The 26232-nt window shown below is 63.7% G+C and carries 23 protein-coding genes and 4 pseudogenes; 11 read left to right on the forward strand and 16 right to left on the reverse strand.

Features of this window, described 5'->3' with window-relative positions:
• Positions 1-68 precede the first annotated feature (68 nt).
• Positions 69-2225 (forward strand): annotated as a pseudogene (gene acnA, locus F6X51_RS25760) (aconitate hydratase AcnA); the annotation flags it as partial.
• Here acnA and F6X51_RS25765 read toward each other — a convergent pair.
• The 7 genes and pseudogenes from F6X51_RS25765 to F6X51_RS25795 all read right to left on the reverse strand — a co-directional run.
• Positions 2178-2846, reverse strand: a pseudogene (locus F6X51_RS25765) (IS3 family transposase); the annotation flags it as partial. The pseudogenes acnA and F6X51_RS25765 overlap by 48 nt on opposite strands.
• Positions 2847-3022: 176 nt before the next feature.
• Positions 3023-3988, reverse strand: a complete 966-nt coding sequence (gene speB, locus F6X51_RS25770; protein WP_150966722.1) for an agmatinase — start codon at positions 3986-3988, stop codon at positions 3023-3025.
• Positions 3989-4043: 55 nt separating this feature from the next.
• Complete coding sequence (locus F6X51_RS25775; RefSeq protein ID WP_150966723.1) at positions 4044-4991, reverse strand: LysR family transcriptional regulator; 948 nt, start codon at positions 4989-4991, stop codon at positions 4044-4046.
• A gap of 45 nt (positions 4992-5036) precedes the next feature.
• On the reverse strand, positions 5037-5975 hold the full coding sequence (locus tag F6X51_RS25780) for an ABC transporter permease (RefSeq protein ID WP_191970278.1): 939 nt from the start codon (positions 5973-5975) through the stop codon (positions 5037-5039).
• Positions 5972-7078, reverse strand: a complete 1107-nt coding sequence (locus tag F6X51_RS25785; RefSeq protein ID WP_150966724.1) for an ABC transporter permease — start codon at positions 7076-7078, stop codon at positions 5972-5974. Before F6X51_RS25785 ends, F6X51_RS25780 begins: the two co-directional genes overlap by 4 nt.
• Positions 7072-8592 carry an ABC transporter ATP-binding protein gene (locus F6X51_RS25790; protein ID WP_150966725.1) on the reverse strand — a complete coding sequence of 507 codons (1521 nt, stop codon included), beginning with the start codon at positions 8590-8592 and terminating at the stop codon, positions 7072-7074. Before F6X51_RS25790 ends, F6X51_RS25785 begins: the two co-directional genes overlap by 7 nt.
• Positions 8593-8619: 27 nt before the next feature.
• Positions 8620-9600, reverse strand: coding sequence for a BMP family protein (locus F6X51_RS25795; RefSeq protein ID WP_150966726.1), 981 nt, complete (start codon positions 9598-9600; stop codon positions 8620-8622).
• A 161-nt stretch (positions 9601-9761) separates the two neighbouring features.
• Here F6X51_RS25795 and F6X51_RS25800 point away from each other — a divergent pair, with 161 nt between their 5' ends.
• Positions 9762-10751, forward strand: coding sequence for a polysaccharide deacetylase family protein (locus F6X51_RS25800; protein ID WP_322098534.1), 990 nt, complete (start codon positions 9762-9764; stop codon positions 10749-10751).
• 37 nt (positions 10752-10788) lie between these two features.
• Here F6X51_RS25800 and eno read toward each other — a convergent pair.
• The 3 genes and pseudogenes from eno to F6X51_RS25815 form a co-directional block, all read right to left on the reverse strand.
• A pseudogene (eno, locus tag F6X51_RS25805) lies at positions 10789-11009 on the reverse strand (phosphopyruvate hydratase); the annotation flags it as partial.
• A gap of 117 nt (positions 11010-11126) precedes the next feature.
• Positions 11127-12203, reverse strand: a complete 1077-nt coding sequence (locus tag F6X51_RS25810; protein ID WP_150966727.1) for a tartrate dehydrogenase — start codon at positions 12201-12203, stop codon at positions 11127-11129.
• A gap of 28 nt (positions 12204-12231) precedes the next feature.
• Positions 12232-13530 (reverse strand): MFS transporter, encoded by a 1299-nt coding sequence (locus tag F6X51_RS25815; RefSeq protein ID WP_150966728.1) that lies wholly within the window; start codon positions 13528-13530, stop codon positions 12232-12234.
• Positions 13531-13682: 152 nt separating this feature from the next.
• Between F6X51_RS25815 and F6X51_RS25820 the strand changes: the two genes are divergently transcribed.
• Complete coding sequence (locus tag F6X51_RS25820; RefSeq protein WP_150966729.1) at positions 13683-14399, forward strand: GntR family transcriptional regulator; 717 nt, start codon at positions 13683-13685, stop codon at positions 14397-14399.
• Between the two features lie 592 nt (positions 14400-14991).
• Entirely contained in the window at positions 14992-16233 is a 1242-nt protein-coding gene (locus F6X51_RS25825) for a glutamate carboxypeptidase (RefSeq protein ID WP_150966730.1), read from the forward strand.
• 135 nt (positions 16234-16368) lie between these two features.
• Here the strand turns inward: F6X51_RS25825 and F6X51_RS25830 are convergent, their stop codons facing one another.
• Positions 16369-16935, reverse strand: coding sequence for an NUDIX domain-containing protein (locus F6X51_RS25830; RefSeq protein ID WP_150966731.1), 567 nt, complete (start codon positions 16933-16935; stop codon positions 16369-16371).
• A gap of 1257 nt (positions 16936-18192) precedes the next feature.
• The gene (locus F6X51_RS25840) at positions 18193-19251 is read right to left on the reverse strand and encodes a matrixin family metalloprotease (RefSeq protein ID WP_150966733.1); all 1059 of its coding nucleotides are present in this window, start codon (positions 19249-19251) and stop codon (positions 18193-18195) included.
• 288 nt (positions 19252-19539) lie between these two features.
• Between F6X51_RS25840 and F6X51_RS28245 the strand changes: the two genes are divergently transcribed.
• The 4 genes and pseudogenes from F6X51_RS28245 to F6X51_RS25855 all read left to right on the forward strand — a co-directional run bounded on the left by F6X51_RS28245 (position 19540) and on the right by F6X51_RS25855 (position 22679).
• Positions 19540-19986: a hypothetical protein gene (locus F6X51_RS28245; protein ID WP_191970279.1), complete on the forward strand. Its 447-nt coding sequence runs from the start codon at positions 19540-19542 to the stop codon at positions 19984-19986.
• Positions 19987-20692: 706 nt separating this feature from the next.
• Positions 20693-21577, forward strand: a complete 885-nt coding sequence (locus F6X51_RS25845; RefSeq protein ID WP_150966734.1) for a helix-turn-helix transcriptional regulator — start codon at positions 20693-20695, stop codon at positions 21575-21577.
• A 51-nt stretch (positions 21578-21628) separates the two neighbouring features.
• Positions 21629-21720, forward strand: a pseudogene (locus tag F6X51_RS25850) (IS5-like element ISMex42 family transposase); the annotation flags it as partial.
• Between the two features lie 56 nt (positions 21721-21776).
• Positions 21777-22679: an MFS transporter gene (locus F6X51_RS25855; RefSeq protein ID WP_150966735.1), complete on the forward strand. Its 903-nt coding sequence runs from the start codon at positions 21777-21779 to the stop codon at positions 22677-22679.
• On the opposite strand, the gene F6X51_RS25860 is transcribed toward F6X51_RS25855, so the two are convergent.
• Positions 22658-22873: a hypothetical protein gene (locus F6X51_RS25860; RefSeq protein WP_150966736.1), complete on the reverse strand. Its 216-nt coding sequence runs from the start codon at positions 22871-22873 to the stop codon at positions 22658-22660. The two genes, F6X51_RS25855 and F6X51_RS25860, sit on opposite strands and share 22 nt — an antisense overlap.
• Before the next feature lie 417 nt (positions 22874-23290).
• Between F6X51_RS25860 and F6X51_RS25865 the strand changes: the two genes are divergently transcribed.
• From F6X51_RS25865 to F6X51_RS25875, 3 genes are all read left to right on the forward strand, one after another.
• Positions 23291-23506 carry a hypothetical protein gene (locus F6X51_RS25865; protein WP_150966737.1) on the forward strand — a complete coding sequence of 72 codons (216 nt, stop codon included), beginning with the start codon at positions 23291-23293 and terminating at the stop codon, positions 23504-23506.
• Between the two features lie 100 nt (positions 23507-23606).
• Positions 23607-23834, forward strand: a complete 228-nt coding sequence (locus tag F6X51_RS25870) for a hypothetical protein (protein WP_150966738.1) — start codon at positions 23607-23609, stop codon at positions 23832-23834.
• A 112-nt stretch (positions 23835-23946) separates the two neighbouring features.
• Complete coding sequence (locus F6X51_RS25875; RefSeq protein ID WP_150966739.1) at positions 23947-24252, forward strand: hypothetical protein; 306 nt, start codon at positions 23947-23949, stop codon at positions 24250-24252.
• A 6-nt stretch (positions 24253-24258) separates the two neighbouring features.
• On the opposite strand, the gene F6X51_RS25880 is transcribed toward F6X51_RS25875, so the two are convergent.
• The 3 genes from F6X51_RS25880 to F6X51_RS25890 form a co-directional block, all read right to left on the reverse strand.
• Complete coding sequence (locus F6X51_RS25880) at positions 24259-24675, reverse strand: hypothetical protein (protein WP_150966740.1); 417 nt, start codon at positions 24673-24675, stop codon at positions 24259-24261.
• Between the two features lie 139 nt (positions 24676-24814).
• A complete protein-coding gene (locus F6X51_RS25885; protein WP_150966741.1) occupies positions 24815-25057 on the reverse strand; it encodes a hypothetical protein in 243 nt (80 codons plus the stop codon).
• A gap of 7 nt (positions 25058-25064) precedes the next feature.
• Positions 25065-25313: a DUF6894 family protein gene (locus F6X51_RS25890; protein WP_150966742.1), complete on the reverse strand. Its 249-nt coding sequence runs from the start codon at positions 25311-25313 to the stop codon at positions 25065-25067.
• Positions 25314-26232 lie beyond the last annotated feature (919 nt).

Consider the following 26232-nt stretch of genomic DNA (forward strand, 5'->3'; position numbering starts at 1 on the left):
CGTACCCAGCTTGCGAAGGGGTCCCAATTGCACGCCGATCCGGGGTCCCGTTCCAAAGCTTTTTGACAATCATGCACACGATCAACCTTGAGCGCATCGCCACCGTCGTCACCACCGAGGAGTGCGACGGCCGAACCTGGGCGGTGCCCGACACGCTGATCGGCACCGACAGCCATACGCCGATGGTCAACGGCATCGGCGTCGTGGCCTGGGGAGTCGGTGGCCTGGAGGCCGAGAGCGTGATGTTCGGCATGCCCGTGATGATGCGGGTGCCGGAGGTGGTGGGCTTGCGCTTGACCGGCGCCCTGCGCGAGGGCGTTCTATCCACCGACCTTGCGCTGCGTGTGACCAACCTGCTGCGCGGGATCGCACTGTCGGGCCGCTTCGTCGAGTTCTTCGGCCCCGGGGTCTCGACACTCTCGGCCGGCGACCGGGCGGTGATCGCCAACATGGCCCCCGAGTACGGCTCGTCGTCGGGCTTCTTCCCCGTGGATGCGCGCACGGTAGAGTATCTCGTGGCCACCGGGCGGACGCCCGAGCACGCGGCGTTCGTGGAGGCCTACGCCCGCCGGACCGGGCTGTGGTTCGACCCCGAGGCGGAGCCGTTCTACGACGCGGTGCTCGAACTCGACCTTAGCACCGTGACGGTGGCGCTGGCCGGCCCATGCCGACCGCAGGACCTGCTAACCCCCGACCGGACGCGGGACGTGCTCGCGCCGATGCGCAGGGCCGACGCGCGCCCGCCGACGCCGGACGATCCCGTGCCGGACGCCTGCGTCGCGATCGCGGCGATCACCAGCTGCACCAACACCTCCGACCCGCGCCTGCTGCTGGCCGCAGGCCTCCTCGCCCGCAAGGCGCGGGCGCTCGGGCTCACGCCGAAATCCTGGGTGAAGACCTCGCTGGCGCCGGGCTCGCCCACCGCCGAGCGGTATCTGCGTCGCTCCGGCCTGCTGGACGACCTGGAGGCCCTGGGCTTCGGCATCGTCGGCTACGGCTGCACCACCTGCATCGGCAACTCGGGCACCCTGCCGCGGGCGGTGCTCGACGCCGTGGCCGCGCGCGGGGTCCTCCCGGTGGCGGTCCTGTCGGGCAACCGCAACTTCCCTGGCCGCGTCCACCCGCAGCTGGAGGCGGCCTTCCTCGCCTCGCCGCCGCTGGTGGTGGCCTACGCGCTTGCCGGCGACGTCGACCGCGATTTGTTGAGCGGGCCGGTCGCGACCGCGCCGGACGGGCGCGCGGTCCACCTCGCCGAGCTGTGGCCCTCGGGGGCCGAGATCGACGCGGCGATGGCTGCGGCGGCGCGGGTAGCGGACTACGGCCAGGCCTACGACGAGGCCGAGGCGAATCCCGTCTGGGCCAAGCTCGATTCCCCAGCCACCGCGCTCTACACCTGGGATCCCGCCTCGACCTACATCCGCCGCCCGCCCTTCGCGACGGTGCGGGGCGAGGAGCGGCTCGGCCGCTACGAGGCGGACCCGATCCTGGTCGTGGGCGACGACATCACCACCGACCACATTTCACCGGCCGGCGCGGTGCCGGCCAAGAGCGAGGCGGCCGCCTACCTGATCGCGCACGGCGAGGACCCGGGGGACCTCAACGTCTTCTCATCCCGGCGCGGGAACTGGGAGGTGATGGTGCGTGGGCTGTTTACCAATAAGACGGTGAGGAACCTGCTGGACGAGACCATACCTCCCGGCAGCGCGGCGTTCGCTCCCACTGGCGAGGTGCTTCCGCTCTACAAGGTGGCCGAGCGCTACCGGGACGCTGGGCGGAGCGTCGTGATCGTGGCGGGGGAGCGTTACGGCATGGGCTCGTCGCGGGACTGGGCGGCCAAGGGGGCGAGCCTGCTCGGGGCGCGGGCGGTTCTGGCCTCAAGCTTCGAGCGCATCCACCGCTCGAACCTCATCCACATGGGCATCCTGCCACTGCAACTGCCGGCCGGCGGCCACCCCGCCACCCTCGCGTTGCACTCCGGAGACCGTATCCGAGTGGAGGCACCGGCCGAGCGCCTGCAGCCGCGCGCGGAGATCTCGGTGACGGTCCTGCGTCGCGACGGGTCGACCGAGGCCTTCCTCGCACGGGCGGCCGTCGAGACAAGCCTGGAGATTGAGGTGCTGATTGCCGGCGGCGTCATACCGTTGATCCTGCAACGAGCGCTCACGCAGAAGACAGGCCTACCCATAACGATCGTCGGTCATCGGGGTGGCCTTGCGTCGCTTTAGTGGAGAGCGTTTGGCGAGTTCTGCGGCCCGTCTCTCGAACTGCATCGGGCTGACGAAACCGAGCGCGGAGTGGCGCCGAACGGGGTTGTGGAAGCTGTCGATAAAGCCGCCGATGGCACGTGTCGCCTCGGCCCTGGTCTGGAAAACGGTGCGCCAGACGCGTTCGGATTTCAACGTCTTGAAGAACGTCTCCACCATCGCGTTGTCGAAGCAAGTGCCCCGGCCCGACATCGAGAGTTGCAAGCTGTGCGCTCTGAGCTCATCCTGGTAGGCTGCCGAGCCATAGTGGCTGCCTCTGTCAGCGTGGTGGATCAGCCCGGGGGCCGGGCGTCGAAGCGCGAGGGCCCTGCGCAGCGCCGTGAGCGCCACGTCCGTGTGGAGGCGTTCACTCACCGCCCAGCCCACCACGCGGCGGGCGAAGAGGTCGATGACGACCGCCAGAAACAGCCAAGCCTCACGCGTCCAGATGAAGGAGACGGCACCGCCCGACTTCTCGTCAGGTCGCGCAGCCGAGACGTCCTGATCGAGGTGGTTGGGTGCAACCGGATGAGCATGGTGGCTGTCCGTGGTACGGGTGAGGCGACGCTTCGGCCGGGCGCGCAGCCCGATCTCGCGCATCAGCAGGAGGCCCCCGCCGCCACGAATGCAACAACACGCGCGCGCAGGTCGACAGACAGGGGTGAAGGCATCGGCATGCTCCTTCACCTGTCAACGCGCCACCTGCAAATCCGTCTCAAGCGGCACGGGACCGGCTCTAAGCAAGCAAACCGATCACAAAGAAATCGACTATAGTCAGATTAAGGATGATTTCTTGAGCGCTCCTCGAAAATGTATCCGAGAAAATTGAGTAGAACTTGGGCAGCCAGGAAACCTGTCACGCCAGCAGGATCATAGGCAGGAGCAACCTCAACGAGGTCGATGCCAGCAACTTTGCCCTTCTTCGCCAAACCTTGAAGCACTTCCATCACTTCGTAGTAATGAAATCCGCCATGACTAGGCGTGCCAGTTCCCGGAGCGATTGAAGGATCGAAGCCATCGATGTCTATCGTGACGTAATAACGCACCCCTGAGGGTATCGTGTCGAGAACTCCCTGTGCACCCAACTTTCGCGCCTGACGCACCGAAAGGATCTTTGATCCATGCGACCGAGCATCCTCGTAACCTTCTCGCGATGTCGAGGAGACATTGCGGATGCCGATCTGGCTGATGCCGATAACGTGCTGCTGTTCAGCGGCACGGCGCATCGGATTACCATGCCCTTCTGTCACGCCGTGGCGGATGTCGACGAAATCGAGATGAGCGTCGATTTGCACGATGTAGATCGGCTCTTGTTCGCTGAAGGCACGGATGCACGGAATATTGACCGCGTGATCTCCGCCCAAAACGACCGGCATCGCCCCGCGAGCTAGGATGGCACGGACCGCCGCCTCCGCATTGGCGTGGCTTCGAACCGTGTCAGTATGGACAACATCGGCGTCCCCCACATCCACGATGCGAACCTTATCAAGCGGAAGGTAGACAGCGTCATCCTCGTGGTCGTAGGCGCCACCGTGCCCGAACGAGAAGAGCGTGGAGGCCTCACGGATCGCTCGCGGTCCGAATCGAGCGCCGGAGCGATACTGTGTTCCCATGTCAAATGGAATGCCCAGGACGGCAACATCGGCGTCTATTGCATTCCAGTCCGTGCAGATCGGCCGCTTGCCAAACGTGCAATGTCCGACGAAGGGAAGATCCAGACGTCCCTGGTCGTAGCTGTTCGCCATTGTTATAAGACCTCAATGATCCATTATGGGATATGTCTTGATCTACCAAGAGAGCCTACTTGCTCGTCGAGCGTGTGACCTCATGATGATGATCGTTGTCGCGACTGCTCGTTTCCCCGAAGCGAGTCAGAAGTTCTTTCATGAACAGGTGCTGTAGACGGGGCACGTCGTCGGAGTTATTCGACAAGATTACGAACTGTGATGTGATCTGGGTTTGTGGCGTGAGTAACGGGCGCAGACGGCCCACGTTGACCCAGGAGCGAGCGTAATGATCGGGCAGATATCCGATCAGGCGACCGCTCAGAATGAAGATGGTTTGTGCCTCCATGCTCGAGGCGTGGGCGCGGACCCGTGCTCGAGAGAAATGTCTCAACTCCTTCTTGTTCGTATAGGGGCGCAGGACAAAATCATGGGAGATGATCTGCTCTACACTGGCAGTTTCGGCGGTCGCGAACAGAGGGTGACGATCGCTGCAGTACAAAGAATGGACTTCGGTCCTGAATATAGTTTCTGCAAACCCGGATATGAATTCTATTTGCGGTGTTATCGCTATATCAATGCCACCCTTCGATAGTTCGGCTATTAGGTTCTCTGGATGTGCAATCAATATCTGTATCTCAAGCTGGTCTCCTTTCCGCATGCAGGCCTCTATGACATCCTCCATCCGGAAATTCGGATCAGTTATCGTGTTGTCGACGAGGCCAACCCGGAGAGTGCCGAAAACTTCCTGCTTCAGATCACCCAGACGGCCTTCGAAGCCGGAAATCGCACCGACAAGGGCCTTGGATGCTTCGTAGACCTCGCGTCCTCGTGCGGTGACTTGAAAGCCACGTCGACCGCGCTGGCAAAGCTCGAAGTCGAGGCGCTCCTCGAGACTCTTCAGATGGAAGCTGACGGTCGACTGGCTCATGCCGAGCGCGAGTTGCGCCCCGGTGAAGCCGCCGTGCTCGACGATGGCGCGGAACACCATTAATCCTCGGAGATCAGCGGGCGAAAGGCGCATGGTCCGCCTCTGGCTGGAGTTGCGCACACGAACGCGCCGCAGCCCTCATTTGCCGCCCCGCTCATACCGGATGCCGATTGAGGCCGGAGGCTTCACCTTGCCCGAGAAAAGCACCAGCGCGAGGAAGGAGGCGACGAACGGCACAATGGAGAAGAGCTGATAGGGCACATCGGGCTGGCCGAATTGCAGTCGGAGCTGAAGAGCATCGCACAACCCGAACAGGAGGCAGGCGGCGAGCGCACCCAGCGGGTTCCAGCGTCCGAGGATGACGGCTGCGAGCGCCAGGAACCCTTTGCCGGCACTCATGTGCTCGGTGAACAGGAACACCTGCGACAGGACGAGATAGCATCCGCCGAGACCCGCGACCGCGCAACCGGCGAGGACGGCGATGATGCGAGCGCGGTCGACGGCCATGCCGGCGGTATCCACGGCACGAGGATTCTCTCCGACGGCGCGCAGCACCAAACCCCAGGGTGTCTTCCAGAGCATCCACCAGGATAGCGCGACCGTCGCGTACATGAGGTAGGTCATAACGTCCTGCTTGAACAAGAGCGGTCCAAGCAGTGGGATGTCGGCCAGAAACGGAACCGGATAGGGAGCGAAGCCTTCGACGATCCGGCGGCCATCGCCGGTCAGCAGGAGACGGGAAAGGTAGGAGGTGAGACCGAGTACGAGGATGTTGAGCGCCAGACCGGCGACCAGCTGGTTGACCCCGAGCCTGACGGCGAGGATCGCGAGCAGACCTCCAACCAGCAACGCCATGCCAATGCCGGTTAGTAGGCCGGCGTAGGGCGATATGAACACGAAGCTGCCCAATGCAGCTCCGAACGCCCCTGCGAGAAGACAGCCCTCGAGCGCGACGTTGAAGACGCCCGCTCGCTCCGACAACGTGCCTCCGAGCGCCGCGAAGACGAGAGGGATCGACAAGCGGAGGCCAGTCGAAAGGAAATCCGTCAAGGCTTGCAGATCGGAGAACATGTTCATCTGGCGCTCTCTTCCGCCTTCGCGCGTGCGACGGGAGGCTCGGCCAAGTGGAGTTTCCGCTTGTCGAGAAACCTGCGCCATTCCTCGCGTCGGAAAGTGAAGGCGAGGCTGGTTGCGACGAACAAGATGACGATTCCCTGGATCGCGTCGATCACGGTCCCGTCCAGCCCGGTCGCGCGCTGCATCGTCAGGGCGCCTGCCTTGAGCCCGCTGAGGAAGAAGGCTGACACCGGCACGAGAAGCGGGTTGAGCGCTGCAAGGAAAGCCACGAGAATGCCGTCGAACCCGAAACCCGGACTGAAGAGGTGGTACAGGCGGTATTTCAGACCCAGAACTTCGAAACTGCCGGCAAGGCCCGCACATGCGCTGCCCACGAACATCGCGCCTAGCAACTGGCGTCGGACCGCGATGCCCGCATAACGTGCTACGGCGTCTCCTGCGCCGACTGTATCGAGCGCGAAGCCAACAGTCGTATGGTTCAGCACGTAATAGGCAACCAGTGCGAGGACAGCGCCGATTATCACGCCCACATGCGCATCAGTCCCGCTGAGGATGAGCGGGAGCCAAAGCGCTTCGCTGATCTCGTTGGAGTAGGGATAGGGTGCGCCAGCCTGCATCATCGGTCCGCCCGCGAGATAGCTCACAAGATTGATCGCGATGAAGTTCAAGAGAATCGCCGTGATGACCTCGTTTATACCGCGATAAGCTTTGAGATATGCTGGGATCAAGCCCCACAATCCGCCGGCTAAGGCTCCAGCAAGGACGCATAATACGATGTGAAGTAGAGTAGGCAATCCAGGTAAATAAAGAGCGGCCACAGAGGCTCCGAGGCCTCCCATGTAGATCTGCCCCTCGCCGCCGATGTTCAGGAGGCCTGCGCGGAGTGGTATAACAACGGCCAATCCGGCCAGCAGAAGAGGGCTTGTCTTCACGAGCGTTCCGCCCAAACCGTACCAATCCAGAAACGCGCCTCTAAAGAGCGTCGTATAGGCTTCGAACGGGTTCACTCCGGAGAGAGCAATCAAGCTAGCCCCGGCCAGTAGTGCCACGGCGACCGCTATCGGTATGCGCAGTCGATGTGCTAGGCCTATGACCGTCAGCATGCGCTTGCCTTGGACATGGTGCCTCCCATCAGAACGCCGATCGTCTCGGCTGTCGCCTCATGGGCCTCGAGCGTGCCGGTGACGACGCCTCCGCACATGACGGAAATCCGGTCGCAGACCGCGAGGACGTGATCGAGTTCGGTCGAGATATAGAGAATCGCTCCGCCGCGCTCGCGTTGCTCCAGGATTGTCCGGTGCACCGCTTCGATCGCGCCGACATCGAGGCCTTTGCAAGGCTGCATGACAATCAATACACGCGGTTCGCTCTCTATCTCACGAGCAAAGATCAACTTCTGTTGATTTCCGCCCGACAGGAAGCGAGCCTTCTGATAGGGCGATTGCGTTCTGACGTCGTAGGCTGAAATCCACTCGCTGGTCGCTTCGACGGCGCGCCTTCGGTCTACGACTCCGGCGCGCGAAAAGCGCGCCGTGCCGAAATCCCGCAAGATCGCATTCTTCCAGAGTGGGTACTCGAGGACGAGGCCGGTCGTGTGGCGGTCTTCGGGGACGAAAGCGAGGCGCGAGGACCTTCGCCGTGTCTCCGGATCGTCGGCGGTAATGTCGCGCCCATCAATCTCGACAAGTCCCCCGGTGGCGCTACGCATCCCCGTCAGAACCTCGGCAAGCTCTGCCTGGCCGTTCCCATCGACGCCGATGATGCCGTGGATCTCACCCTCGCGTACGGAGACCGAGACCCCCCTTAGGGCCTCGAGACCGCGGTTGTCACGAGCATGGAGGCCGCGACCGACGAGCACGGGCTTCCCGGCCCGATGCGGCATCCGTTCCACAGTCAGGATCCTGTCGTGCCCGACCATCGCACAAGCAATCCTGCGCGCATCCGTGTCCTTGGCATCCGTCGTGTTCAGGACCTTTCCCCGCCGCATGACTGATATCCTGTCCGACGCTGCGAAGACTTCGTCCAGCTTGTGCGTGATGAACAGGATCGTCTTGCCTGCGTCCCGCAGCGACTTGACGTTCTCAAGGAAACCTTCGATTTCGAGGGGCGTCAGGATGCTCGTCGGTTCGTCGAGGATGATGAGGTCGGCCTCCCGGTACAGAACCTTGAGGATCTCGACGCGCTGGCGCATGCCCATCGGAAGACGCCAGATTTCGGCTCGTGGATCGATGTTGAAGCCGAAGCGGGCGCTCATCTCCGCGATGCGCTTCTCGTGCTCGCGAAGGTTCAGGGACATGCCCTGTCCGCGCAAACCCAGAACGATGTTCTCGACCACCGTAAGCGTATCCACCAGCATGAAATGCTGGTGGATCATCCCGATGCCCAGATCGCTGGCTCCGCGGGGACTCGGGATCGTGACCGGCTTCTCCTGGAACTCGATCATGCCTTCGTCCGGCTGATAAAGCCCATAGAGAATGTTCATGAGGGTCGTCTTGCCGGCCCCATTCTCCCCGATGATGGCGTGTACCGTGCCTGCTTGGACGGCGAGATCGACGCCGTCCAGGGCGCGAAAACCATCGAAACTCTTGACGATCTGCCTAAGTTTCAACGCGGGCATGGTACGAGCCTTCGACGACGTCGTTCCTTACTTGGCTTTGATCTCGCCGGATTTGATTTTCTCGATGACACCGTTGACTTCGGTCTTTACCTGCTCGCTGACCGAGGGACCGTAGCTGCCGATGCGTGTCGCTTCCGGCGTTTCGAGCCCGTAGATGTACGCTTTTCCTGTCAAGGTGCCGTTCTTGGCGTCTGTCAAGATCTTGACGAGAGCATGTCGCATGTCAAAGACAGCTGACTGAATCATGACGTCCGGCCAATCGACGATTGCATCGTAATAGATACCAATCGCTTTCTTGCCCTTTTCTTTCGCCCCTTGGTAAGACCCGACGACCGCATTATCCATGGACGGGAATACGACTTCGGCGCCTTGACCGATCAACGAGAGCGCCGCCTCCTTGCCCTTCGCGACATCGTCCCAATCGTTTGTCCAGGCCGTCAGCACTTCTCCTCCTGGACGGGCGGCCTTAAATCCTTTTGCGAATCCCTCGCCCAGCTCGACATAGAACTTGAGCTTCTGCGCGCCGATATAGGCGACCTTGTCTCCGTTGTCTGCTCTGCCAGCGATGTAGCCCATGACGTAACCGAGGGCAGGGAAGTCGAAGCTCATCGTTGCTACGTTGCCGCCGGGTTTCACGCCGTTGACGACGATGAACTTCGTATCCGGGAATCGCCTGGCGACCCGGTCGACGGCCTCCTGGAACTCGCCACCGAGACCAATCACGACCTTGTAGCCGCGGCGGGCGTAGTCCGACAGAGCTTCCGGCTGGTCCGGCTGAGGCACCTTCTCGCTGAATGCGAAGTCGATCCCCAGGCTCTCGGCCGCGAGCTTCACGCCTTCATAACCTGCTTGGTTGAAGCTCTTGTCGGTCTTGATGCCGGGCATGACGATCGCGGTCTTCAAGGCCTCGGCGATCGCGGTTGGCGCCGTAGCCACGAGCGCCGCGAGGGTCGCCATCGCGAACGTGAACGCCCTCGATGATCTACGAAGATGCTTTCTATCGCCCATCAACTTCTCCCCCTCCTCGAGACGTGACTCTACGGTGCAGGCTACCGGCATTATTCACAGCCTGCGGGTTTCGGTAGAGATGCATCTGCTTTCGCTCATATCAGGAAATTCGATATGATGGGCGAGCATTTGCGCTTTCCTGCTTCGTGAGATCCCATAGGATGGAAGCGCAGGTGGGCTTCAGACCCGGCCATCGTGTGCGTCCGGCATGCGTGGTCTCGGCGGCAGGCCGTCCGGTGAGCCGGCGGGAGAACCGTATGATCGCGAACCCCATTTCGTGGCCCAACGGCGCGAGATGCGCCTGCAGCGTGACATTCGACATGGATGCCGACAGCCTGGTTCATCTCGAACATCCACGCGACAGCCACCGAAGAGTCTCGACGGTGTCAACGCTACGCTACGGTCCGACCGTTGCTGTTCCGCGGATCGTCGAGACATACCGCAGGCTGGGATTGAAGCAGACGTTCTTCGTTCCTGCTTGGTGCATCGAGCAATATCCGGAGGCGATCGAGACCATTCTGGAGGGCGGCCATGAGATCGGCCACCACAGCTACATCCATGAGAATCCCATCGATCAGACACGGGAAGGAGAGGCGCACTGGCTTGATCTCGGCATCGAAATAATAAAGCGAACGACAGGTCGGATGCCGCGAGGGTGGCGTGCGCCGCTCTATAATTTCTCTGATCACTCGCTCGATCTGCTCACTGAACGCGGATTCGAGTACGATGCCTCGTTGATGGGCGACGACATACCTTACGTCATCAAGAGCCGTTTGGACGGGCGTGAACTGATTGAATTACCTACGCATTGGGGGCTCGACGATTGGCCCCAATACGTACAGGCGCCTGATCTGAACTATATGATGCCTGTGCGAAGCGCACGGAATGGCCTGGATCTCTTCCGCGACGAGTTTGAGGCCGCGTACGAGTATGGAGGTCTATGGGTTCCTGTTGTTCATCCTTTCGTCACCGGTCGTCTAGCGCGGTGGCACGTCTTCTCGCAGTTCCTCGAAAATTTGGTTGTACGAGGCGATGTCTGGTTCGCCCCAATGGAGGAGATTGCTCGACATGCACGTACGGAAATCGCGAAGGGGCATTACAGACCGCGTGTCGAACTGATTCCTCAATACGTCGGCCCCATCAGCCGCTGAGACGACGAACGTGGATCGCTCGTGGCAGCTCTCCAAAGCCGCCGATGTAGCGGTAGAGGGGCAGGCCCGCGGCCTCGGCCGCGGCCTTGGCGAAGCCGCCCTCGTCGCCCACATCGCGTTGGCGCCCAGGTGCGCCTTGTTGGGCGTGCCGTCGAGCTCGATCATCGCCTCGTCGATGGCGACCTGGTCCTCGGCATGCATGCCGCCGGTCGCGTCGAGGATCTCGGTCTGCACGGCGTTGACCGCCGCCCGCACGCCGTTGGCGCGGGGCGAATTCGGCTGATGCCGGGCAGACTGACGGCGGAATCGGCCGCCGTCACGGCGGCTGCGAACAGCCGCCGGAGGAAGTCGCCGGCCTCGGTCACGGCGCCGGCCTTACTCGTTGTCGCCCTGGACGGCGGCAATCACCGCGTCCGTGACCTGACGGGTCGTGGCCTTGCCGCCGAGATCCGGCGTGTGCAGGCTCGGATCGGCGGTGACACGCTCCACCGCCCGCATCAGCCGGTCGGCGGCCGGCTTCTCGCCGAGATGCTCCAGCATCTGGCAGGCAGTCCAGAAGGTGGCGACCGGGTTGGCGATGCCCTTGCCGGTGATGTCGAAGGCCGAGCCGTGGATCGGCTCGAACATCGACGGATAGTTGCGTTCCGGATTGATGTTGGCGGTCGGCGCGATGCCGAGTGAGCCGGCGAGCGCCGCCGCGAGATCCGAGAGGATGTCCGCGTGCAGGTTCGTCGCCACGATGGTGTCGAGGGTCTCCGGCTTCATCGTCATGCGCATGGTCATGGCGTCGACCAGCATCTTGTCCCAGGTCACGTCGGGGAAATCCTTCGCGACCTCGGCGGCGATCTCGTCCCACATCACCATGGCGTGACGCTGGGCGTTGGACTTCGTCACCACGGTCAGGAGCTTGCGCGGGCGGCTCTGAGCGAGCTTGAACGCAAACCGGATGATCCGGTCGACGCCGCTGCGGGTGAACATCGCGACGTCGGTGGCGACCTCGTTGGGATGCCCCTGGTGAACCCGGCCGCCGACGCCCGAATACTCGCCCTCCGAGTTCTCGCGTACGATGACCCAGTCGAGCTCCGGTCCGGTGACGTGGCGCAGCGGGCTGGTGATGCCCGGCAGGATCCGGGTCGGGCGGACATTGGCGTACTGGTCGAAGGGCTGGCAGATCGCGAGGCGCAGGCCCCAGAGCGTGATGTGATCCGGCACGTCCGGAGCGCCGACCGCGCCGAAGAAGATCGCGTCGTGGTCCTTGATCTTCTCGCGACCGTCCGCGGGCATCATCACGCCGTGCTTCTTGTAGTAGTCCGAACCCCAATCGAAATGATCGAACTTGAACGTGAAGCTGCCGGTCTTCTCGGCGAGGGCGTCGAGCACCTCGATGCCGGCTGCGATGACTTCGATGCCGATGCCGTCGGCGGGGATGGCGGCGATGTTGTAGGTCTTCATGACAGGTCTCCGTTAGGCGAGGGAAGGTTCAGCGCACGGTGGCGCCGGCGGGCTCGGTACGCCGCCCGGAGCGGGCGACGACGAGAGTGAGGATGGCGGAGAGGACGAGGAGCGCGGCCACGAAGATCAGGCCGCCGGTGAAGCTGCCGGTCTGGTCCTTGATCCACCCGATCGCCCAGGGGCCGACGAAGCCGCCGAGATTGCCGATCGAGTTGATGGTGGCGATGCCGACCGCCGCGGCCGAACCGGACAGGAACATCGTCGGCATCGCCCAGAGCGGCGGCTTGGCCGCGCTGATCCCGACGTTGACGATGCTGAGCGCAGCGATGACCGCGACGGTCGAGGAGGCGCCACCAGCGAGCAGCAGGCCGGTCGCCGCCACGAGGCAGGCGATGACCACGTGCCAAGTGCGTTCGCCCGTCTTGTCGGAATGGCGTGCCCACAGGATCATGCCGATCACCGCGATGGTCGGCGGCACGGCGTTCAGGAACCCGACCGCGAACGTGGACAGGCCGAAGCTCTTGATGATCTGCGGCGCCCAGATGCCGAGGGTGTAGAGGCCGGCCGAGGTGCCGAAGTAGATCAGCGCCAACGCCAGCACGCGCAGATCGGTCATCCCGCCCAGGAGGCTGTGCTTCGCGGTCGTCTGCTTGCGGGCACGTTCCTCGTTCATCTCCGCGACGAGCCAGGCGCGCTGGTCGTCGGCCAGCCACTTCGCTTTCTCGGGCCGGTCGGTCAGGTAGAACAGCACCATGACGCCGAGCAGCACGGCGGGGACCGCCTCGACGATGAACATCCACTGCCAACCGTGAAGGCCGAGGATGCCCTCCATCTCGAGAAGCGCGCTCGAGAGCGGCGAGCCGAGCAGCACCGAGATGGGTGCTGCCGCCATGAACAGTGAGACGACCGCCGCGCGGTAGCGGGCTGGGAACCAGTATGTCAGGTAAAGGATGATGCCGGGGAAGAAGCCGGCCTCCGCCGCGCCGAGCAGGAAGCGCAGGATGTAGAAGCTCGTCTCACCCTTGATGAAGGCGAAGGAGAACGAGAGCATCCCCCAGGTGATCATCACCCGGGCGATCCACAGGCGCGCACCAACTTTGTCGAGGATGTAGTTGGATGGCACCTCAAACAGGAAGTAGCCGAAGAAAAAAACCCCCGCTCCGAAGCCGAATACGGACGAGGAAAAACCGAGATCTTTGTTCATCGTCAGCGCGGCGAAGCCGATGTTCACGCGGTCGATGAAGGCAATAAAGTAGAGAAGGCAGATAAAGGGGATCAGGCGCCATGCGACTTTGCGCATTGTGACCTGCTCAAGCGAGCCATCCATCGTTTCCTCCTGACATGGCCTACATGCGTTGATCTAAGTGCGCCAACTTGCATGCAAGATGGCATCAATTGCACTCATCCTCTGTCCGCTGTCAACTCCTTATTGCACCTGGTATGGAAGCTGGTACGAATAGATGCAGAGTGGAGGGCACGATGGTGCGGACGCGGTCAGCGGCAGAACGAGCCGCGGAGCAGGACGTCGAACGGCGCCCGTCGCTGGTCGACGATGCCTATGCGAAGATGAAGGAGGAGATCCTCGAGTCCCGCTTCCCGCCGGGCTTCCAAGCCTCGGAGCAGGAGATCGCCCTGCGGCTCGGCATGAGCCGCACTCCGGTCCACGAGGCCGCCATCCGGCTGCAGGAGGACGGCCTCATCCGGGTGCTGTCCCGGCGCGGAATTCTGATCCTCGCCCTCGCGCCGGAGGACATGCGCGAGATCTACGACGTCATCATCGCCATCGAGGGCCGGGCAGCCGAACTCCTTGCCAGCCTGCCGGATGTCGAGCGCGAGGCGGTCGCGGCCGAACTCGCCGGCCATACCGCCGCCATGGCTGACGCGAAGCAGATCGGCGATCTGCCGGGCTGGGCACGCGCCGACGAAGCCTTCCACCGCACGCTCGTCGAGCGAGCCCGCAACGAACGCATGGTCCGGATCATCCAGACCATCAACGACCAATCACATCGCGCCCGGATGCTCACCCTCAGGCTGCGTCGCGAGCTCGGAGCCTCGGTGGCCGAGCATCAGCAGATCATCGACGCGATCCGGTTCGGCGACCCGGCGAAGGCTCTGGATCGTGCCCACCATCATCGCCTGCGCGCCAGAGACGAACTCCTGCCTCTGCTGGAGAGCTTCGGGCTGAAGCACCTTTGACCAGCCGATTGCCGTCCTCGCGTCACGGGTCGGCTCCATAACATTCAGACCACGAACGGCCCCGCATCAGCGCGGCCGTGCCGCGTTCACTTGCTCTGATGTTTGAATTCCAGAAAGCTTTCCGAACGCGTTTGAGCGTCAGGTTTCCGGTCGCCTTGCCGACAGGCCGGTTTGTGCCTCTTGGACTTTCCCGATCGAGCAAGCCCAATCGGATCGCCGATGTGTCGCGAGCGGCGAATTTTCGCGCGACCCAGTCTGAGAACACACACACACCCAACGCGAGCTGCCGGTTGCGCCGATACCCTGTTCCGCCGCAAGTCCGTGCCCGGGAGGCTGATGATCAGCGCGCTATAGATAGGTCCGGCAGCCTCCGCCAAAGTCCAGGCGCTCACGACGACGAACCCCCTCGTGGGCGCCCGCACGAGGGCCGTCACCCAGGAAGCAGGGGTCACGATGCGAGCTTCGACGGTCCGTGAGCGGTCTTGGAACGGCCGCGACAAACACCGGATGATCGCCGACGGCCACGCTCCCCTGGCTCGACATGGTCTGTCGCAGGCCGCAGGATCAGCGAGTCCTACCAAGAGGGATGCCAATGCACAGGTCACGCGTGCGCTTTCGGAGCGCCCTCACGGCGGTCGTCGCCCTGGCAATTCCGGTGCTGCCGGTGCAGGCCGAACCGAACCGTGCGGTGCTGGAGCGCGCTGAATCCTACAAGGAGCCGGCGCTGAAGGTCCTCGAGCGGCTGGTCAACACGGATTCCGGCAGCGCTGACGGAGCGGGCCTCGACGGCGTCGCCAAGATCGTCACCGCCGAACTGGAGGCGCTCGGCGCGAAGGTCGAGACCTCGCCGGCGGCCGAGCCCGGCAAGGGCTCAAACATCGTGGCGACCCTTTCCGGAGCGGGGAAGGCCCGCATCCTGCTCGTCGCCCACATGGACACGGTGTTTCAGGCCGGCGAGGCGGCCCGGCGCCCGTTCCGGATCGAGGGCGGCCGCGCCACCGGTCCCGGTGTCATGGACGACAAGGGCGGGATCGTCATGGCCCTGTACGCGCTGCACATCCTGCGCGACATCGACTTCACGAACTTCCGCACGGTCACCCTGCTTCTCAATTCAAGCGAGGAGATCGGCTCGCCGGGCGCCCGCTCGCTGATCGAAGCGCAGGCGCGGCAGCACGATGCCGTGCTCAATCTGGAGCCGGGCAGGCCGGCGGACGGACTCGTGGTGTTCCGCAAAGGCTCAGGGGTCCTCCAGGTCGATGTGAAGGGCCGCAGCGCTCATGCCGGCGTCGCCCCCGACAGCGGCCGGAACGCGGCGACTGAACTCGCCAACCAGGTCCTCGAGATCGGCAAGCTCGGCAACCGCGCAAAGGAGACGACGGTCAACATCACGGTGCTCAAAGCCGGCACGGTCGCCAACGTCATCCCCGATGCCGCCTCGGCGCAGGGCGATGTGCGCGCCCTCGTGCCCGAAGAGTTCGACCGGGTCGAGCGCGACCTCAGAGATCTGGCCCGCACGCCCCGCGTCCCAGACACGAGCGTGAGCGTGCGCCTGTCCCGCAACTTCCCGCCAATGCCGCGCAATGCCGGAACCGACAAGCTCGCCACGCTGTCGCAGGCGATCTATGGCGAAATCGGCCGCAAGCTTACGTTGGAGGGCAGTGGAGGCGCCGCTGATTCGAGCTTCTGCGCGGCAGTCGGGACACCGACGATCGACGGGCTCGGCATCGTCGGCGGCGGCATCCATACGGCGGAGGAGTACGCCGAGGTCGAGAGCGTCGTCCCGCGTCTCTACCTGCTGGCTCGACTGGTCATGGAAATCAGCCAGAGAGACTAGGCTGCGGGGATCACCGTAAGCGGCTTAAATCCTGCTTCTGGCTCTCAATAAAAGAACATTATCGCATATAGGCGCGGCTCGGCTCCGATTAGGCCTGATCTCGGCGCCGCGGAAATCTGGCTGGCGCTTCGGCTTTCACTCGAACAAGGCGGGGTGCCGTAGACGGAGGGCGAGAACGAGCGTCAGGGTCTTGAGGTCTCTCAACGCGGCGCGATCAGCCATGCCGCTGAGTTCAGCCAGCGGCATCTCCACGACCTTGATGGTCTCGTGCTCGCCCTCGGCGCCTCCACCCCTTTCCTCACGATCGGTAGACCGATAGGGCGCTACGAACAGGTGGATCTGCTCCGTCGAGATGCCGGCGCACGAGTAAGTCGTGCCGACAGGCTCCAGCTCGTGCAGACGGATGCCGGTTTCCTCCAGAACCTCGCGACGGGCATTCTCCTCAGGTGTGCCATCATCGATGATCCCGGCGGGCGCCTCCAATTGCGTCTGCTCGCTGGACACGTAGAGGGCCGGGACCCGCAGCTCGCGCACGAGGGTCGCGACGCGCCGCTCCGGATCGTAGGGCAGCACGCCCACCGCGTTGCCGTGGTCCTCAATCTCGCGCTCTGCTTCTGTCCCGTCCGCTAGCCGCACCTTTGCCAAGCCAAACTTGGCCCAGCCCTCGTGGATGAAGCGGACGCTGAGGATTTTGGCGTTCATGGCTGCCCCGAGGTGTGGCCGCCAGGATATAACCGGAGCGAACCGGTCCGACCAACCCAACCGCCCAACTTGCAAATAATTGAAGAATGGCTAAGCTTCCGCGTAAGTAACGACGAGGGGCATGGTAATGAAAGCACTGTACACGCACCGCGAGGACAACTCAGCGGCTCAACCACTTCCCGCGACGTCAGTGGATCCTCTGCGAGAGGATGAGACCCATCAGGAGCAGATGCGTCGCCTGCACAATGCCCGCGCAAGCCAGCGCGCCGCCCGGCGTCACCGGATCAATCGGACAGCTTCGCTCTAAACGGGTCGCCTTGAACCGAGGGCGTGGTCGGCACTTGTCTCGTTTGAGTCTGGACCCTGCCCACGAGATGCCTCGGAAGGCCGGAATCGCCGATCCGGAGGTCGATGTGGTCGGCCATGCCCGCCTTCTGCGCCATCTCGTGGGCGAAGGCGGCCTTGTCGCCATGCAGCGTCATGGTGATGAGGTGCCCACCCGTCGCGCGGACAGCCTCGGCCAGCCAGAAGAGTCGGGATGCATCTCGGCGCCTTCGCGCAGGTCGAGCAAAAGTGATGCATTGAGTGGCTCGCCGGCTTGGATCTGCGAGAACAATCTATCGTATGACGGACCGTTCCTTCGAAGATGCTTGTTAACGTGCATTGATGTCCGTGAGTAAATGAATTGCGTGAAGAGTTGTTGTATATCTACTGCCGTTCCGATGACATGCGGTACGGCTCCGTAACGCCCAGTCGGCGAACGGTCAGAGACCGGCTGAGTGAGGCTGGCCGGCGGCGCTGAACACGGCGCGGCAGCCGGGGCTCAGCCTCAGCTTCTCCCGGCGCAGGCAAGCCGTGATGCCAGCCACGTTCGGGATCTGGCTGCTGCAGAGCCGCAGGACATCGGGCGTACAGGCCTGGCGCTGGGCAATTGTGGGTTCGGCCCGGCTCGCCGTCGCGATGGTGAGAGCCATGGCAGCCAAGCAAATGCGGAGAGCAGGCAGACGCATGGGGGAGACCGCCGTTTGAGAGAAAGACCGCGCCTCTGTAAGTCGGTTCGCGGCACCAGACGGCAGGGTCGGCGTGAATGGTTAAGGAGAGCCTAACCCCTCGCACCATGCTCTGGATACAGGACCCGGTCGGACGAATCCGCTTGCGCGAAGAGAAACGGGCACGTTAGGCGAGTTCCGCGGCCTCGCGTGAGAAGCGACCCCTAACCCGTGATTGCGTTCCGCAGATGATGCCGAGCCGATGCGTTCATGCGTTCAACATGCCGTCAGTCGGCGTGTGCACGGTGAAGGCAACCCCTTCGTCGACCCAACCTGCACCGGCCGCCCCGTGATTGATCGCATAGGCTTCCTGCGCGTTGGCGGCGTAGTGATGCACGTGCGTGGTCGTGTTGTAGAAGCGCTCCAGCGTGTCCGCACCTGCGCCCGCTGCACTGGGATTGGCGTAAGCCTCGAACGCCACCCCCTCGTAGTGGTAGCTCGGCAGCGTCTTCAGGATCTGGTCGCGCTCGGCGGCACTGTTCGTGAAGAAGTGATCGCCAGTCGCCGTGTCGTAGAAGCGAAAGACGTCCTCCGTGCCCGCCCCCTTGTCGGGCGTCGCCCAGGCCGCTCCCTCGTAGTGGTAGCTCGGTAGCGTCTGCAGGATCTGCTGCTTCTCGGCCGCGCTCGTCGTGTAGAAGTGGTCGCCCGTGTTTGTGTCGAAGAAGCGGTACACGGCGTTCAGGCCGGACGGTGTGCTGCTCGTGCCTTGAGAGGTGGTTGGCGTCGTCGGCGTCCCACTCGCGACGGTGGAGGGGTTGGATGGCGCGCCGTAGAGTGCCTGAATGCCGCCGATGTCGGATCCGGTCAGGTCCGTGACGGACGGACTCATGACAGGGTTCATCACGGCGGGTCCGCCGTTGTAATGGTCGAGCCCCAGCGCATGGCCAATCTCGTGAAGGGCGACCAGGAAGAGGTTCACCCCGTCGGTGCTGACGACGTGGCTGCCCGACGCGTGCCAGCCTTCGCCACTGTCGAAAGTCACGTTGGCCGAGGTGAAGGTGCGGCCCGAATAGGTGTAGTTCGTCACGCCAAGCGTCCGATCGAGGCCGTCGATGTAGCTGTCGCTGAAGCGGATCCCGGCGCCTGCCGTTGAGGCGACCTGTTGAAAGGAGATGTTCGCGTGAGCAGACCAGTCGGCGAAGGCCGCCTGGATGTCGCTCACGAAGGCAGCGGGAACGCTGCTGTCGATCGACCACGTAACGGTGCCGCCGCTGGTTCCAGCAGCTCCGGTGCCCCAGCGTGGGCCTTCCAGCACGTATGCAGCCATGGCAGTCTTCCTTTCGAACTGCTCAAGCAGTGAACCTGAAAGCTTGATGGAGGCTGAACTGTGGCGGTCGAGCGAAATGTCGGCGGCCGCACTGGCAAGGTGCGCCCCTCCAGTCGCCAGGTTAGGGACGTGATGGTGTGGCGTCCCGGCCTGAACCGAACCGGATCATCGGCGGCCGCTTCATGACGCTCAGTCGGCGGTGACGTCCCCGGAGGTGGTGTAGGAGCGGGCCGCCGCCGAGGTGGTCTTCGGCGAGGGTTCGGGTGCGAGCTGAACTCTCGACCGGGGATGACCATGACCGATGACAGGATGGCCCTGATCGAGCGGATCGAGACGGAGGCGGACGGCGATCTCGTGCGCGTGCTCCTGGCCTTTGCGGCCGAGCGCAGCCCCATGCCGATCCGGCGCGAGCACCGCTCCTTCGACTCCATCGACTGGCCTCGGCTCTCGGCCGTGATCCGGTTCCGGAGGGCTGGGGCTGCCGTGAGGGCTGCGGACGCCCGCATGGGCATTCCATCTACTGCCGCGATGATGGCCGGGCGCACCCAGTGCGCCCCGAGTGCCTCGTGGACATCAGGCAGCATGGGTGCGCGCTGGATTTCAGGGCAGCTGGCAAATTGTGTGTGTAACTCGGCCAGCAGTTGCGGCAGGCGTGTGCGTGCAAAATCACCGTGTTGCTGGAGCAGAACGATGTCAATATCCGAAATGTGGAACAAGACGAACCGCCTCTTCTGATCCGTCTCGCTCATGATCGTTCGCTATGCTCACCCGGGATGCCAGCACGAAGATCAAGCACTCGACTCCTGACCATAAAGAACGACCAGACAGAATCGAAACGACAAAACTCAACAGCGTCGTTCAGAAATATATCTACGTATAATTTCTAATTATTGTCTAATTTGGCGATATCTACATCCGCATCCCGAATCGAACTCAGAATCGGATCCTATCCGGTACAGTTATTCAAAAATCATCTCAGAAGTTTACGATGTGACATTTGCATGCAGATCGTCATTGATTGTATGGTCAAGTATGGCAACCTCCCGGCATTCAGAAGCGTATGCGATCATACGGTGAAAATGGAAGCACGTCGGCGTCGACGATGGCACATCTTGCAAGAGCGCTGGATGTGTCGGAAGCCGTGTTGCGTGGAACAGTGCCTCAAGGATATGAAGCCGCGAAATTGTCAGGCGCCCTCGAGAGCGCAGAACTTCTACGGGCGTTCGAGGAGGTCAAGGATTTTCGAGGGCGTCAGGCGTGCCTAGCCTTTGTTCGTGAGATGGGAAGACAAGGTATCAAGAACGGTCGGTAGGCTGACGGTTCCGCCGCATTCTGCCGTCACCGAAGCGCTCGGGATAGCTTTTGTGTCGAGCAGAAAGTCGGATTGTGTTGACGGTTGGTACGGGTGTTTGTCGGCTGAATATAATCATTGGAGGATGGTATGGCGAACATTGTTCGCCGGGCGGAACATTGGAAGAAATATTCCACGCCTCCAAAAACGCTTGTGAACTATGAGGAACCCGGCTGGGAGTTCCAAGAGTTGGAGTATGGTCCGGGCGGCGATTGGGATTTCGTGTCAACGAAGCTTCACATCGCTTCGCATCTCGATCCCCTTCGACAGCGCATAGGCCCGGCAACCGCGCCCTTTTTGCTTGTACCTCCAAGTGCCGCCGTGAGCGCACCGGGCGACTGCTTGGCCGGTGCATGGGAAGGCATGGGTCGAAGTCAGCACATCCTGATCTCGGCGGGATATGTTGCGACTGCAGTCGGAACTGACGTCAGCGCAGAAACCGTGAATCGCCGTCGTTTTGCTCGTACGAGAGAGCCGGACAGACGGGATCAAATCATACGGCACCTTCTTGATGCTTTAAGTCTTGAGATTGGCAGCGGTAATTTAAGCGGATCGTTATTTCTTCAAACGCTGGTGACAGCTTTGATTTACCAGGTGCTTCACATATCTTCGACTGCCCCGAGAATTCTATCGAGCGCCGCCTTATCTCCTGAACAGCTCGGACTGGTCCTTGATATGATGGACAGTCAAATGAGCGGACGCCCAAGCCTTAATGAATTTGCTTCACTTTTAGGAGTGAGCGTGCAGTACTTCTGCCGCGCCTTCAAAGTTTCTACTGGTGCATCACCCCATCAGCACATGCTCAAACGGCGAGTGGATTTCGCCCGTACCCTGATTGAGACGGGTAACATGCCGCTGAGTGATGTCGCTCTGATTGCGGGGTTCGCCGACCAAAGTCAGATGGCAGCGACATTCAAGAAGCTTCTCGCTGTGCCTCCGTCACATTTCCGCCGCAGTGGGAAAGCTTCGGCCTGAGACCGCGCCGGCTCAGGCTGGCGTTTCCTTGTTTTCGAGCGAGGAGACGCGATGCTGTCGGATGCACGGTGGGACGAGTTGGAGCCGCTGGTCGAGGCGTGTCGGCCGAAGGGCAGACGCCGCCAAAATCGATGAGACCGACCGCCCAGAGAGGGCCACGTGGCTGACGGTCGAGCAGCGGAACCGGCTTGCCGGGACGATGGAGGCCGAGCGCCAGGCCATCACCAGCGATCATCGTCATAAGTCTCTGAGGAATGCTCTTCTTGATAAGAAGGTCCTCGGCTTCGCGTTCATCTATTTCTGTGTCGTCATGGGTTCGTACACGTTCGGCTTCTGGCTCCCGCAGATGATCAAGAGCTTCGGCGACATGAGCAATCTCCAGATTGGCATCGCCATTGCGGTCGTCAATCTCTTCGCCGTCATTGCGATGATCTATTGGACGCGCCGTTCGGATGCCCGGCAGGAGCGTCTTGGCCATTTTGCGATCGCCGTCATCGTGGCTTCGGCGGCCTTCGGCGTCTGCGCGGTGACGCTGTCCAAGCCCGCCATCGCGATGGTGGCGCTCACGTTCGCCGCCATGGGCATTTTTTCAGCCCTGCCGACCTTCTGGGCCCTGCCGACCTCGTTCCTGACCGGTGTCGGCGCAGCTGCGGGGATCGCGCTCATCAACTCCATCGATGATCTGGCCGGTTATCTCGGGCCCTTCATCATGGGTTACCTGAAGGATATGACCGGTAGCTACGGCACCGGCCTGATGATCGTTTCCGGTCTCCTGGCCGGCGGAGCCGCGAGCCTCCTCGTGCTCGCACGCAGGAGGAACCGGATCGTGGCCACGGAGCATCTGGTCCAGTCGTCGGGTCATGGCGTGCTGTTGGGATGCGGCGCGTTGGGCGATCGAGGCCCCGCGCGTCGCGGTACGGGAGCGCAGGTCCGGGATTGCCCCGTTCCCGGGGTCGGTTCGTGGGCTCGGCTGAGCAGGGTCCCGGTTGCGGGTTCCGGGCGGTCCTCCTGTTCGCCGACGACGGCCGAGCGGTCGCCGAGGGCGGCGTCGCGGCGCACCGGGGGGCGCCTGGTTCCGGCTCAGCCGTCCGGCCACACATAGATCTCATGCACGCTGCCGTTGTAGCAGAACCAGTAGACCGCCGTCGCGGGGTTCAGTCCGTGGTCGCGGTAGGCGGTGGCGATGTTGCGCACCAAGGTCTCGGCCTCGGTCCGGCTGAAGATATCGCAGGCGAGAAGCTGGGGCCGGCGGCCGCCGAAGTTTCCGAGGTCGCGGATGAAAATAGAGTGAGCCATGGGCGCTCCGTAATCTGCTTGGCCTCCGGGATCCGGCAGGTCTACGGTTCAGCTATGCGTCGGTTCAGATTCATCATCCCTGTTGGTTAACGGCATTTAACGGAATTTCCGGCATTTGACGCACAACCTGTGCGTGTGTCTGTCGATTCGGATGTCGTGGCGGTCCGGTCGCGCCTCCGGTCCGGCTCGGCCTTCGGCCGGATCGGGGGAGGGGCGTTCCGTGGGCCGACCGTGAGCCGCGACCGGTCTCCGGGGTGCCCCTGCATTCCCGGACCGGGCCGTCCGGACGGTCCTCCGGGCGTGGAACCGGCCCTCCGGCGTCGCGGTTGCCACAATCGGCGCCCGGATCCTGAGGGCCATCCGCGGCGGACGCTTCGCGACGGCAGCGGAAGCCATCGCGCGGAGGATGGATGGCCGATGCTCTACGGGTTGTATTTCCTGACCTGCCTCATCGAGAACCCGACGCATTGCGTCATGCGCGTCCACCATTTCGAGCCGGATGTCTCGACGCCCCAGCACTGCATGGCCGTCGCACAGCCGCAGATGGCGCGGTGGCAGGTCGGGCATGAGCGCTGGCGGATCACGCGCTTCCGCTGCGGCAAGCCGCCGAGGGACGACGGGACGCGGATTTGAGGGCGCGCGGCCGGCCGAGGCCGAAGCCCTGATCGCGTCCTGGGCCCGCGTCCCGTCACGGGGCCTTGTGCGCGTGCGCGGGATTGGCGAGGCTGCGGCCATGCCCCGCGATTCCGCGGCCGAGCGGCCGCTTCCGGATTGTCTGACGCGCTTCCTCACCGCCCCGTCGGCCGGGCCGATCGCCGCGCCCCCCGGCGACCGGCCCGGCGAAGCCGCGACCCGGCCGAAGCCGCGCAACCGCGCCCTGCAGATCATGCTCGTCTGGGCGTTCGCCTACCATGTGCTGGGCTTCGCGATCCTCGCCCTGCTGTGGCGGACGATGCCCTAGGGGCCGGGGCCCTTCGGGGCCTGGAGGTGCCCTACACGCGGGCCTCGTCCTGGCGTAGACTCGCGGGCCGATCGGCCGCGGCCGTTGGCCGGTCCAGCTGGGAGACACGGTCGTGCACATCAAGGACATTCCGGAGATGGTGGCGAGCGGCGATGTCGGCGAGATCGAGCGCGCCTACCGGGCCCTCGTCGGCTACCCGTGCGAGGAGGAGATCGCGGGCGCCAGCAGCAAGAGCCTCGTGGCCGCCCTCGACCGCGTCAGCATGGCGCTGCTCAGCGATTTCGAGGTGATGCCGCGCCAGACCTGCGAGGCGGCCCGCCTGCGCAGCGGCGCGACCTACCGGGAGGGGGCCGGCGACTTCAAGGCGCACCACGCCTGGTGGCAGGGCCATTTCAACGCCGTCTGCGGCGGGCACTGAGCGGCCTCAGGTCCCCAGCCGTCGCGCCCGCACGCCCTTGAACACCGCCGGATGAACCGTGAGCACTCCTGACGTCCGCGTCGGCGCGGGCAGGCGCAGCGGCTCCCCCGGCGTGTCCTCGCGCGGGTGACCCTGCGGCGGGCGGTCTTCCAGTCGTCGGATTTCCGGTGGTCGGACTTCCGGTGGTCGGACTTGGCGAGCCCGATCCTGCACGATGATCTCGACCTGGATCCGGCGCGGCGTCCTGCGCGCCGGCCCGGCCCGGCGCTCGGCGAGGAGCGACAGGCCCCCGAAGGCCAGCACGGCGAGGAGACCGATCCCGACGGCCCGCCAGTTCGGGGCGGGCTCGAGCATCACCACCACGAGGCCGCCGAGGGCCGACGCCGCGGCCAGGTTCCTCGCGCTGAGCGGATCGAAGGCCATGACGCATCCTGGAGCACGCCCCTCGCCGACGCCTGAAGCCAATTCGTCGAATTGCTTCAAAGTTCGCGCTTTCGCGGCCGGACGATGAAATACTGCGCAATTCCGTTGCGTCACGGACGAGATCCGGCGCGAAAAAATCTCAGAACGGCCAGGCCGTCCCCTCCGCCTCGTCCCCCAGCCGCTCGCCGGGCGCGATGAGCTCGACGATCGCGTCGAGGGGCTGGAGCACCCGGATGGTCCGGCCCGCGGCCGTGATGAAGGTCTCGTTGCGCAGCGGATCGGTGTCGCTCAGCGCCTGCACGCTGGTGACCCGCAGGAGGTGGCGGCAGCCCTCGCCGTCCTGGACCTGGAGGTAGTTGCCCACGCGCCGAACCGCGTCCATCCCCGCCTCACGCGGCCCGACGCGCGCCGCGCACGTCGCGGAATCCCAGGAGCAGTGCGCGCCGCCCCCGGACATCGTGCACGTCGACGAGCCAGCCCGACCAGTCGAGGCCGCCGCCGCAGGAGGCCATCAGGGCGAGTGCCGTGCTCTCGGCGGCGGCGTAGACCTCCCCCGGCCCGGCCAGCGGCCGACCGGCCTGATCGACGATCACGTGCTCGCCATCCGTGCAATGGAAGCGGTAGCGCTCAACCCTCATGTGTCCTGTCTCCCGAATCTCCGTTTCCCGCGCTGCGGTGGCGGCAGCGGGTGCGGGGGGCGGAAACGCGTCGGTTCGTTCATGATTTGTTCTATATGAAATCGGGGCCGCACTCAACCAGCGGGGCCTCGCGCGCCCGGGCGGCTCCTCTGGCGGCTCCCTGCCGAGGCAGTCCCTTGAAGAGATGCGGCCCCGACCTCACGCTCTCAAGACGTAGATAATCCCGAAGATCGGAATGATCGAGCCGATCACGAAAATAACGAGGAACGTCGCCTCGAACATGAGACCGGCTTTCACTGGAGGACGAGGGCCACGCCACATCAACGATGCGCCGCCCCAACTTGATCCCTCGCCGGAACAACTTCTCCCGCCTCGCCCCAGATCACGAAGAGGTCGGGCTGGCTGCTGTGATCCTCGCCGTTCGGATCGATCGCGCTGGGAAACCAGCGATGCCGAGATTTTCTGCGAGGGTAAGGTCAAGGCCAAAGTCAATTCAGAAGAGCGGTCGGTGTCGTGGCTGACCCGCCCAGCCTGCGCCCGAGTCGCGATGCGCACCCGTTCGCCACCCGAGGCCCCGCGCCGTTGTGCGGTGCAGCGCTGCGGGCTTGACGGCCGGGCTCGTGATGGCTATGTCCCGGGTCGTCGGCGCCGGACCGCGGAAGTGGTCCCGGCGCCGCTGTTTTCTGTCAGACCCCGAGGCTGAGCGGGATCCGGTGACGAGCCGGGGTGCCGCGTCGTTTTGGGTGTGGCGGGGGGGTGTCGGACGGTCGTCGCCGCAAGGCTCATGCGGCCGGGTTGACACGGGATGGCCGGGGCCTTAGACGGCCCCACCGCCGAGACGGACGGGTCCTGCAACAGGGCCGGTCGGCCTTGCGGATCTCCTGATCGGACCGGCCGAGGTCGCGGGGTTTCTCCCCGG

The organism is Methylobacterium planeticum (genome assembly GCF_008806345.1).
Taxonomy (GTDB): Bacteria; Pseudomonadota; Alphaproteobacteria; order Rhizobiales; family Beijerinckiaceae; genus Methylobacterium; species Methylobacterium planeticum.